The sequence below is a fragment of the Flavobacterium sp. AG291 genome (genome assembly GCF_003350375.1).
GTDB lineage: Bacteria > Bacteroidota > Bacteroidia > Flavobacteriales > Flavobacteriaceae > Flavobacterium > Flavobacterium suzhouense.
Window position 1 is genome coordinate 15632 of the sequence record NZ_QQAR01000005.1, and the last position, 12087, is coordinate 27718.

Annotated in this window: 8 protein-coding genes; 4 read left to right on the forward strand and 4 right to left on the reverse strand. The window is 40.8% G+C overall.

Features of this window, described 5'->3' with window-relative positions:
* Positions 1–208: 208 nt before the first annotated feature.
* Complete coding sequence (locus tag DEU42_RS06975) at positions 209–3127, forward strand: triple tyrosine motif-containing protein (protein ID WP_114757577.1); 2919 nt, start codon at positions 209–211, stop codon at positions 3125–3127.
* 80 nt (positions 3128–3207) lie between these two features.
* On the opposite strand, the gene DEU42_RS06980 is transcribed toward DEU42_RS06975, so the two are convergent.
* The 4 genes from DEU42_RS06980 to DEU42_RS06995 all read right to left on the reverse strand — a co-directional run bounded on the left by DEU42_RS06980 (position 3208) and on the right by DEU42_RS06995 (position 7913).
* A complete protein-coding gene (locus DEU42_RS06980; protein ID WP_114757578.1) occupies positions 3208–3969 on the reverse strand; it encodes a succinate dehydrogenase/fumarate reductase iron-sulfur subunit in 762 nt (253 codons plus the stop codon).
* A gap of 12 nt (positions 3970–3981) precedes the next feature.
* Positions 3982–5988 carry a fumarate reductase/succinate dehydrogenase flavoprotein subunit gene (locus tag DEU42_RS06985; protein ID WP_114757579.1) on the reverse strand — a complete coding sequence of 669 codons (2007 nt, stop codon included), beginning with the start codon at positions 5986–5988 and terminating at the stop codon, positions 3982–3984.
* Between the two features lie 15 nt (positions 5989–6003).
* Positions 6004–6843, reverse strand: a complete 840-nt coding sequence (locus DEU42_RS06990) for a succinate dehydrogenase cytochrome b subunit (protein ID WP_114757580.1) — start codon at positions 6841–6843, stop codon at positions 6004–6006.
* 218 nt (positions 6844–7061) lie between these two features.
* Positions 7062–7913 (reverse strand): ChaN family lipoprotein, encoded by an 852-nt coding sequence (locus tag DEU42_RS06995; RefSeq protein ID WP_114757581.1) that lies wholly within the window; start codon positions 7911–7913, stop codon positions 7062–7064.
* A 182-nt stretch (positions 7914–8095) separates the two neighbouring features.
* Here DEU42_RS06995 and DEU42_RS07000 point away from each other — a divergent pair, with 182 nt between their 5' ends.
* From DEU42_RS07000 to DEU42_RS07010, 3 genes are all read left to right on the forward strand, one after another.
* Positions 8096–9457: a hydroxymethylglutaryl-CoA synthase family protein gene (locus DEU42_RS07000; RefSeq protein ID WP_114757743.1), complete on the forward strand. Its 1362-nt coding sequence runs from the start codon at positions 8096–8098 to the stop codon at positions 9455–9457.
* Between the two features lie 81 nt (positions 9458–9538).
* Complete coding sequence (locus DEU42_RS07005) at positions 9539–10831, forward strand: aminopeptidase P family protein (protein ID WP_114757582.1); 1293 nt, start codon at positions 9539–9541, stop codon at positions 10829–10831.
* Between the two features lie 348 nt (positions 10832–11179).
* Positions 11180–11962 carry an alpha/beta fold hydrolase gene (locus DEU42_RS07010; protein WP_114757583.1) on the forward strand — a complete coding sequence of 261 codons (783 nt, stop codon included), beginning with the start codon at positions 11180–11182 and terminating at the stop codon, positions 11960–11962.
* Positions 11963–12087 lie beyond the last annotated feature (125 nt).

Below are 12087 nucleotides of genomic sequence, written 5' to 3' on the forward strand. Positions count from 1 at the left end.
ACACTTTACGTACACCATTAGTCAAAAACGTACTCTCAAACACCTACCTTTTTTTTATAATTATTTATATAACAAAAATTTATACATTAAAAAAAATGAGTAGTTTTGTACTATAATAGCCACTCAATTTTGACAAACCGAATGTTAATTACATCGTTTGCGGTATTTTTCGCATTAACACCGGCTTAAAGAAGATTTAACAAACAGTATGAAAAAAAACTTTATCTATATTTTCTCACTTCTTTTATTGCATTATTGCTTATCAGCACAAAACAACTCGTCTGACCACCAAAAACTCTCCGGAAAAATAACCCAGTATAGCAGAACCGATTTTAATGCTGATCCCCAATTCTGGTGTATGACTGAAGACAAGTCAGGAACTATATTTTTTGGTAATAATGACGGGGTTGTAATTTTTGATGGTGAACACTGGCAAAAGCTAAACCTGCCAAACAACTCATCAGTCCGTAGCCTTGAAATAGACAAAAAAGGCGTGATTTATGCCGGGGGTTATAATGAGATTGGTACTTTACAAAAAAACAGGAATGGAAAATTTGTTTACAAATCACTCATTGAAGAACTTCAGCTTGAAGGCAAAAACATTGAGAATATTTGGGACATTAAAGCTGTAGACGACCGAGCAATATGCCGTTCGTTTAACGAACTAATCATCATTACTAACAAAATTGCAACCCATATCCCGGCAAATACTTCTTTCATTTATTCAAACCTTATTGGTAAAGATTATTATATGCAGGACTCCAATTATGGTATCCTAAAACTTGAATCGGGAGGAATTGAGCCTAAAATGGCTTTCGAGGCAAAACAATACAACAATGAGGAAATTGTATCTCTATTACCCGGAAATACTCCCGGAAATGTTTTAGCCATAACCAAGCAGGGAAACATCTATGAAGGAAATCCATCAACAGGTGTTTTACAGCTTTTGAATAATGTATTTGGCACCAACAGGCGCGACATTGTATCTTCTGCTATAAAATATGCTAATGGCGACCTTTTTATAGGAACCCTGAGCAACAAAATCATAATGACAGACAGCAAAGGATTTACCATCCCCAGCCCTGCTGTTTTACAGGATCTTCAGGATGCGGTTATCCATAAAATGTACACAGCAGCAGATGGCAATATTTGGGTGCTTGAAAATAATGGCCTTGCGTACATCGACTTTACTTCGCCTTACACCTACCTATTCAACAAAGCCTCTGTTTATGATGCTCTTACATATAATAACAGTCTGTACCTTGCTACCAACCAGGGCGTGTATTATTCTTACTTCAACAGCAAGGCACCTTCAACCACCCATAACTTTAAAAAAATCAATAATCTACACGGACAGGCATGGTCACTGCAACAATTGGAAGGCGACATCATAGTGAGCCACGACAATGGCCTTTTCAGGATTGAAAGCGATAATGCCATAAAAATCGGTACGGTTTCAGGCTTCTGGAAAGTAACCCCTATTAAAAGTAAACCTCACTTTTACCTTGCTTCTCATTACAATGGCCTCTATCTGCTTGAAAAAAGTAACAGAGAATGGTTATTACACGAAAAACTGAGTGGATTTGACGAATCGGCAAGAGATATACTTCCCGCCGACGAACCTTATACCTATTGGGTATGTCACGGTTACAAGGGTGTTTTTAGAATTAGGATTAATCCATCCTATACCCGTATAAGCTCTGTAGACCATTACACAAACAAAAACGGGCTCGAGTCAGCATTCAATGTAAATGTTACGCGTTGGAACAACGAGGTGGTTTTTACTACCAATACCGGTATCTACAGATTTGACGCCAACCATAATCGTTTTACCCCTCATACAAGATTAAACACTATACTTGACCCGGCTAAGAACACCAGAAAGCTTATGCAGTCCGGCAATAAAACCTGGTTTGTACAGGATGATGAAGCCGGTTACTTTTATACAGCTGAAAAGAAACCGGAGCTTCATAAAGACCTTTTCCTTAACCTTAAAGGCAGCTTTAATCGTGGAATGGAGAGCATAGCCCCTCTTGCAGGAAACAACATTCTGTTTGGCACGACCAATGGTCTGTTTATGTATACAGTTTCTAATCCGGGACTCAGCCCAGGCATAAACACAAGCATTACGCAGGTATCATTTTCGAGAGACCAGCAGTTAAACCTGCTTCCTCTTGACAACAACAAAGACAATCCCGAAATACTACCCAACCAGACAGACATCCTGCGTTTTGAGTTCGCTTCGCCAAAAATGACACATGGCACCGAGATACAATACAGCTACAAACTTGAAAATGTAGACAACAACTGGTCGGCGTGGCAAAATATTGCTTACAAAGAATACACACACCTTAGACCAGGCAACTACACCTTTAAAGTCCGCAGCCGAAACACAGCAGGTCTTTTAGGCAAGGAAACCACCTACCATTTCACTATCCTTCCCAAATGGTATCAAACAAATCTCGCCTATGCATTGTATGTTATCATAGCCACATTGTTAATTATAGCTATTGTGCGATACGTTAAACAGAAAATCGAACGTGACCACGAAAAAACAAAAACAGAGGCTTTAAAAGCCAAAAAAATGCTTGAGTTGGAACTTGAACAACTGAAATTACAACGTGATAAAGAACAGATCAACAAAGACCGTATTCACCTGCAGGAAGAAGTACTCAACAACAGTAAGGAACTGGCTAATTATACCATGCTCCTGATAAAGAAAAAAGACATTTTTAATGAGATAACCACCGACCTTAAAGAGCTTAAGGATTACGTTAAAAACGACGATTCACGCAAAAAACTATTACAGATATTCCAAAAGCTGAATACCCATAAAATAGGCGAAGAATATCTGGAAGTATTTGACGTTAATTTTGAGAAGGTACACCATAACTTCTTCGAGGAGCTTAAGAAACTAAACCCAACACTTACCAAAAGGGAATTAAGGCTTTGTGCGTTCGTAAAAATGAATCTTACCAATAAGGAGATCTCACCTTTACTAAATATTTCGCTGAGAGGTGTGGAAAATGCCCGCTACCGTATCCGTAAAAAACTTGAAGTAGCCCACGAAGATAACTTTGTAGCCTTTTTGGAAAATGTTGCCAAACAAGCGGAAACATCAGCTTAGATAAATAACATTTGGCAAATATCATAATAAAAATGCCCCGCTTTTCAGCGAGGCATTTTCTATATAACTAATCTTGGAGATTATTTAACGCTTGCGAAAAGGTATTCCCTGTTCATACGTGCAATGTTCTCAAGAGAGATTCCTTTAGGACACTCTACTTCACAAGCACCTGTATTAGTACAGTTACCGAATCCTTCTTCATCCATTTGTCTTACCATGTTTAGAACACGCTGAGTTGCCTCAACTTTACCTTGCGGAAGCAATGCATACTGAGATACTTTTGCTCCAACAAAAAGCATAGCAGAACCATTTTTACAGCTTGCAACACAAGCACCGCAACCGATACATGCAGCAGCCTCGAAAGATCTGTCGGCATCATGTTTAGGCACCGGAGTAGCATTAGCATCGATAGTACGCCCTGAAGTGTTTACAGAAACGAAACCACCTGCCTGCTGAATCCTGTCAAAAGCAGAACGGTCAACAATAAGGTCTTTTATTACCGGGAAAGCTTTAGATCTCCATGGTTCAACATAAATAGTATCACCATCTTTAAAAGATCTCATGTGAAGCTGACAAGTAGTTACTTTACTTGCAGGTCCGTGAGCTTGTCCGTTAATGTAAAGCGAACACATACCACAAATACCTTCACGGCAATCGTGGTCAAACGCCACAGGCTCTTTCCTTTCGTTGATAAGCTGCTCGTTAAGCTGATCAAGCATTTCAAGGAATGAACTCGCAGTAGAAACATTATCAAGTTTGTAAGTTTCTATTTGTCCTTTAGATTTAGCATCTTTCTGACGCCAGATTTTAAGGTTTATATTTATATTTTTATTAGAACCCATCTCTGTTGAATTTTATTTGTAGTTCCTTGCGGCAATTTTAATATACTCGTAGTTAAGAACTTCTTTATGAAGCTTTTCGTTATTAATATCGCTGCCGCCATATTCCCAGGCACCTACGAAATTAAAGTTAACGTCATCACGTAAGGTTTCACCCTCGCTGTCCTGATATTCTTCCCTGAAGTGACCACCACATGACTCGTTACGCTGAAGTGCGTCCATAGCCATAAGCTGACCAAGTTCCATAAAGTCAGCTACACGGATAGCTTTCTCTAACTCAGGGTTAAGTTCATTTGCAGAACCCGGAACATACACATCTTTGTAGAACTCGGCTCTTAGTGCATCGATCTCAGCAACAGCTTCTTTAAGACCCTGCTCGTTACGACCCATACCTACTTTGTTCCACATGATGTTACCAAGGCGTTTGTGGAAATGATCTACCGATTTAGTACCGTTGTTGTTAAGGAAACCATCAATTTGTGCTTTAACAGCATTCTCAGCCTCAACGAACTCAGGAAGATCTGTAGAGATCTTACCTGTACGGATATCATTTGCAAGGTAATCTGAAACTGTATAAGGAAGCACAAAGTAACCATCAGCAAGACCCTGCATCAAAGCAGAAGCTCCAAGACGGTTAGCACCGTGATCAGAGAAGTTAGCCTCACCCGCTACGAAACAGCCAGGTATTGTACTCTGAAGGTTATAATCAACCCAAACACCACCCATGGTATAGTGTACCGCAGGATAGATCTTCATTGGTGTTTCATACGGATTCTCATCAGTAATCTGTTGGTACATCTGGAAAAGGTTACCGTATTTCTCCTCTAACCAAGCTTTACCAAGTTTGATAACTTCTTCATCAGAAGGATGGTGGTTACCGGCAGCATAAGCAGCCTGTTTACCTTTACTGATAATCTCAGAAGAGAAATCAAGGTAAACACCTTCGTTAGTATCATTAGCCTCTATACCAAAACCTGCATCACAACGCTCTTTTGCAGCCCTAGACGCAACGTCACGAGGCACAAGGTTACCAAACGCAGGATATCTTCTTTCAAGGAAATAATCTCTATCCTCTTCAGCAATCTGAGTCGGTTTTAGTTTACCGGCACGGATAGCCTGAGCATCTTCAATTTTCTTAGGAACCCAGATACGTCCTGAGTTACGAAGCGACTCAGACATAAGCGTAAGCTTAGACTGGTTTGTTCCGTGAACTGGGATACATGTTGGGTGAATCTGTACGTAGCAAGGGTTTGCAAAGTACGCTCCTTTTTTATGTATTTTCCATGCAGCAGTTACGTTACTTCCCATTGCATTTGTAGAAAGGAAGTATACATTACCATAACCACCCGAAGCGATGATTACAGCGTGCGCTGAATGTCTTTCAATTTCTCCTGTAATAAGGTTACGTGCAATAATACCACGTGCTTTGCCATCAACCTTAACGATATCAAGCATTTCGTGACGGTTGTACATTTCAACACGCCCAAGACCAATTTGTCTTGAAAGTGCAGAGTAAGCACCTAACAATAACTGCTGACCTGTTTGTCCTGCAGCATAGAAAGTACGCTGTACCTGAGTACCACCAAACGAACGGTTGTCTAGCATCCCACCGTAGTCTCTTGCAAAAGGCACACCCTGTGCCACACACTGGTCAATAATGTTACCTGAAACTTCAGCAAGACGGTGAACGTTTGCTTCACGCGCTCTGTAGTCACCACCTTTTATAGTGTCATAAAATAATCTGTAAATACTGTCACCATCATTCTGATAGTTTTTTGCAGCATTAATACCTCCCTGAGCAGCAATAGAGTGCGCACGGCGTGGAGAATCCTGAAAAGCGAATGCTTTAACATTATATCCCATCTCGCCAAGGGAAGCAGCAGCAGAAGCTCCTGCAAGGCCTGTACCTACAACAATTACATCAATCTTTGGTCTGTTGTTTGGGGCAACAAGTTTCAAATGGTCTTTATAATCTGTCCATTTTTTGGATATATGCCCTTCGGGTATCTTAGAATCTAACATAGTTACTGATGTTGATTATTTTATAAAAAAGTGAATATATACAGGGATAACAGCAAACAATAGCGGAACTATTATTGCAAATGCATACCCGAATGTTTTAATTAATCCGTTGTATTTAGGATTGTTAGCACCCAAAGACTGGAATGCACTACCAAAACCGTGGTAAAGGTGGAATCCTAAAACTACCATAGAGATTACATATAGAATTGTATAAAGCAACCCATACTGAGGTTGCTTGAAGAAAGCAACAGTAATCTTGTAAAGATCTTTATAACCTTCTTTAATTTTTACATTAGCACCTGCATCATAAAATTCAGTTCTGTTCTCAATTTTAATCTGACCCTGATCTACTTGCATTTTAGGAATATAACCACCATCAGTAGTTACATAGAATTCCTGAGGCATACCCCCTGCATTAATGCTGATAGTCTGAAGCGGCATTGCTTTATCAAAGTGCATTCTTGCCCAGAAACTAACCATGTGCGTAACAATGAACACAAGGATAATAGTTCCTAGAACTGCCATGTTTCTTGATGCCCAGATAGTGTTTTTACCTGGCTTGTTCATTACATATCTAACCGGCCTTGCCTTGCGGTTCTGCACTGTAAGCACAATACCATCGATAGCATGGAAAATGATAGAGATGTAAGTTAAGTAAGATAAAATTTTTACTGCCGGGTTGGTTGTCATGAATAATGCGTACTGATTAAAGTGCAGTGCAGCGTCTTTACTCGTAGACAATAATTGAAGGTTACCCAGTAAATGTCCTGTAAGGAACAGGCAGAGAAATAAACCTGTTAAAGCCATCCAGTATTTCTTGGCGATGGAAGACTTCAAAAATGCAGATTTTGCCATAGTGTATGTTTAAAAAGATAAGGTTTTTAAAAAATCAAACAAAAATAAGGCATAAATACTATTCATCACAACCCTTATTGCTTATTTATAATCAGTATAAAGTGATAATTTTCATAAAGTATTTGCAATAAAAAAGCGGTTTTAGGAATTTTAAATCCCTAAAACCGCTATAAATCTGCAATATAAATCAGAACACTATATTTCTAAAGCAATTACTACTATTGCGTTTTCGTCATGTCTTCGTCAACAACAATAATAAAATCAGCCAGGTTAAGGCTTTCTTTATCCAGTTTTGAGACATCCTTTTGGGACACAGCGGCTATCGTTATGATTTTCACCTGAGGTTTTGTTTTTTTAAGGTACCAGTTAATTCCCTCAAAATTATTACTATGATACGTTCCGTTATAGTGAACGAATACAGTGCCCGGCTTCAGGTTCTCAGCAATAAAATACCCCATAGTAGCATCTTTAATAGCCTGAGCCTCTGGCATATTTGGCGTAGCATGATCACCCATCATCTTCATCATACCAACATAGCCCGGAAGATTCGCGTCATATTCAATAGGAAGTGGGGCAATCCATTTTTTTTCTTCATCAGAAAGACTGTTTAGCGACTCAAGTCCCTGCTTGTTCACTTGCCTTGCATAACGGCGTGGCACATTGGTAGCGATAAATGGGAAGTGTTTCTCCTTTGCATAATCCACCAATGGTTTATAATCGGTTTTATGGTTAGGCCAAAGGCGTGCCGTACTATCAAACACCTTTTGATTGATTTCCCCTTTCAGGTACTGATCCAGTTGTTTTTGGTTATCAGCCTCTATCATTTCGGCACCAAGCACAAGGTTGTGTTTTTCACCAAGATCTTTCGTCAGCTCCAGCTGCAGCCAATGTATCAGCGAATTATCATGGAGTTCTCCAAAGAAAACCACTTCGGCATCTCCTGCTGCATTCAGCATCTTTTTATAGGTAACTGCCTTGCCTCCTTTAGTGAAAATTTGATAACCCTGCTTGTCCTGAGCCATTGCAAAACTGAAAACAAAAAAAGCAGCCAAAAGCGAATAAAATTTCATTGTGTATTGATTTGTATATAATGCTTCGCAAAAATAGGCATTACTACTTTATTTAGAAATTGTCTAATTAAGAAATTTAAACCCTTTTTTGTCATAATTTGATAAAAATGACGTTCAAAACTATTTTTAGCACATTCATACAGCGATACCTGCTTAACTTTACGTTTCCAAAAAACACAAACATGAATACCGGAATTGATGCGATAGCTTTTGATGTCGCAAAACTGCACCTGCCTATAAAAACCCTTGCCCAGGCAAGAAATATTGACCCCGATAAACTTGAAAAAGGCCTTGGGCTGCTAAAAATGACCTTTCCTGACGCACACCAGGATGCTGTAGTATTTGCCGCAAACGCACTTACAAAGCTTATTGAGCAGAACAGTATCAATCCGGCGGAGATAGCCCGGATTTATGTAGGAACCGAAAGCGGCATTGACAGCAGCAAGCCTATAGGATCGTTCCTGACAACGCTTATGGAACAAAAATTTGGCGAAAGCACTTTCAGCAATTGTGATACGGTCGATTTTACATTTGCCTGTATTGGCGGAGTTGATGCCCTGCACAACTGCCTGGATTACATCAGGCTTAATCCAACAAAAAAAGCCATCGTAATCACCACCGATATTGCAAAATACGATCTTGAATCTACCGGAGAATACACTCAGGGCGCGGGAGCACTGGCTATGCTGGTGACTGCAAATCCACGCATTATTGCCATTGGCAGCGAATGGGCTGTAAGCACCAAAGGGGTTTTCGACTTCTTTAAGCCATACAGAACTTTATCAAAATGGAATATTACCAACCACGACGAAAACGAACCGTGGTTTGGCAATCTTGAAGCCCAAATAGAAATCCACAAAGACCAGCCGGTTTTCGACGGGCAATATTCCAACCAGTGTTATACAGATCGTACCCGTGAGGCGTATTATCGCTTTAAAGATGCAACCAAGACAACAGGTTCGCTATACGATACCTGGGAAAGCATCATTATGCACCTGCCCTATGCCTTTCAGGGCCGCAGGATGTTTGCCGAGATCTTTGCAATTGATGCCAATACACCATTGCTAAACGGAAATGAAGACGCAGCCGATTACCAAAACCGACTAAAAGAAATAGCAAAATCAGAAGAATACAAAGCTTTTGTAAACCAAAAACTGCACCCTGCCGAACCTGCTTCTTCAGCCATTGGCAACCTGTATACGGGCTCGGTATTTATGGGATTATTATCTGCTTTGAGTCATTTCGCTAAGGCAGATGCAGGGATCACCGGAAAGAAATTCGGTTTCCTTGCCTATGGTAGTGGCTCGAAATCGAAAGTTTTTGAAGGAACGCTTCAGCAAGGCTGGAAAACTGCGGCACAAAATGCACAACTTTTTGAAACCCTTGAAGAAAGTCAGGAAATAGGTTTTGACACCTACCTGAAACTCCATAAAAAAGAGCAGAAAACAAGCCTTTTAGCACCATCGGGCGAATGGGCACTGGATAGAATAGAAAAAGATATCCCGAATCTTATCGGGGCGAGGTATTATAAATGGGTGGAGTAGTTAGTTTTAGGATATTCAAATTTTAAGAACCTATTTCCCAATAATCTTACTACTTTTGGTATCCGAATAAAACTTATTATCATGAAATACCATCAGATAGACCGTAACCTGTACATCAAGAACCGTAAAAAATTTATGGCCGAGATGAAACCTAAAAGCGTTGCGGTATTCAACTCTAACGACATTTACCCTATAAGTGCCGACAGCACCATGCCGTTCCAGCAGCACCGCGATATATTATATCTTACAGGGGCTGACCAGGAAGAAAGCATCCTTTTGCTTTGCCCGGATGCTCCGTATGAGCACCTGCGCGAAATACTTTTCCTTCGTGAGACTAACGAGCATATCGCTATCTGGGAAGGTGAAAAACTGACTAAAGAACGTGCTACCGAAGTTTCGGGCATCAAAAACATAATGTGGCTTCAGGATTTCGAAAAGACACTTTTTGAAGTAATGACCTACTGCGATACGATGTATATCAATACAAATGAGCATTACCGTTCATCGGTTCAGACACAAACGCGCGAAGACCGTTTCATCAAATGGTGGAAAGAGAAATACCCTGCACACCAGGTTGCCAAAAGTAACCCGATACTGCAAAGGCTTCGTTCTGTAAAAGAAAGCGAGGAAATAGACCTTATGCAGAATGCATGCAACATTACCGAGAAAGGCTTCCGCAGACTGCTTGGTTTCGTTAAGCCGGGCGTTATGGAGTATGAGATCGAAGCGGAACTTATCCATGAGTTCGTGCGCAACCGCTCTAAAGGTTTTGCCTATACGCCTATTATAGCTTCAGGCAACAACGCAAACGTACTTCACTACATCGAGAACAACCAGCAATGTAAAGACGGCGATCTTATCCTTCTTGACGTGGCCGCCGAATATGCTAACTACTCAAGCGACCTTAGCCGTACTATTCCTGTTAACGGACGTTATACAAAAAGACAGCGTGAAGTATATGATGCTGTACTTCGTGTAAAAAATGAGGCTACAAAAATGCTTGTTCCGGGTACGCTTTGGAAACAATACCATGTAGAAGTTGGCAAAGTAATGACTTCTGAGCTTCTTGGCCTTGGCCTTATCGACAAAGCCGATGTTCAGAATGAAGATCCTGCATGGCCGGCATACAAAAAGTACTTTATGCACGGTACATCGCACCACCTTGGCCTTGACACCCACGATTACGGATTGCTTGTTGAGCCAATGAAAGCTAACATGGTATTTACCGTAGAGCCGGGTATCTATATCCCTGCAGAAGGTTTTGGTATCCGCCTTGAAGACAACGTGGTGATCCAGGAATCCGGTGAGCCTTTCAACTTAATGCGCAACATCCCTATCGAAGCAGAGGAGATCGAAGCTCTTATGAACGCTTAATCTGTTCCGGGTTATTGAGTTTCGGGTTTCGGGTTGCTTACTCATTCTCTACATATCGCACTGTCATTGCGAACGTAGCGCAGCGGAGTGTGGCAATCTAAAAACGACCGAACATTATAAATACAAAAACGGCTTACGATTGTGAGCCGTTTTTTTGTTTTTGTTAGTATAATAATTAATATGTAAGCTGTATTTTTGCACCTCACATTATTCTTGTGTCCGTCATTGCGAACGCATCCGCCGCGGCGGAGGAGTGCGGCAATCTAAAAAACAGATTGCTTCGTCGTGCCTACTCGCAATGACAGGGAACACTTATGCCGATTGAGTGAGCAACTTTAAACATTAAACTTGAAACTTCTAACTTACAAAAACATCAACCTTGCCTATTCCGAAACCGGAAAAGGCACTGCTATAGTACTGCTTCATGGTTTTCTGGAGAATAGCAGCATGTGGGATTTTTTTGTAGCGGAGTACAGTAAGAAGTACAGGGTTATTACTATCGACCTTTTGGGTCATGGCGAGACAGAATGTTTGGGTTATGTGCATACCATGGAAGAGATGGCCGACGCTGTTTATGCCGTGTTGCACGAGTTACGCATTCGTAAAGCGATTTTTATGGGGCACTCGATGGGTGGTTATGTAGCGTTGGCATTCGCCGAACTTTATCCCGACATGATGAAAGGTATAGTATTGCAAAACTCTACTTCCCGCGCCGATAGCGACGAGCGTAAAGTGAATCGTGACCGTGCTATCAAAGCCGTTAAACTGAATGCTGAGGCATTCGTACGTATGAGCATTGCCAATCTTTTTGATGAAGAGTTACGCGAGCGTTTAGCCGATGATATAGAGCATTTGCGCGAACAGGCCGTAAAAACACCTTTACAGGGAATAGTCGCTGCCTTAGAGGGCATGAAAATACGCAAAGACCGCGAGGTAATACTGCACTTTGCCCCTTATCCCATCCTGTTGGTACTTGGCAAACATGACCAAAGCCTTATTTATACCGAACACGCCGATCAGGTAGATGGCACCGATGTAAAACTCGTTACTTACCCTTACGGACACATGAGCCACATCGAAAACCGAAAAGAACTACTAAAAGAGACTTTGGAGTTTTTTAAAAAGTGTTAGCTCATCGGGTGTCCGAAGTCCGAAGCTATCATCACTATAAATAAACTTTCTGAAAGATTCTTCCTTCGTCAGAATGACAAATTTTGTAAAATTCACACAACCCAAACATCGGACATCCGACTTCA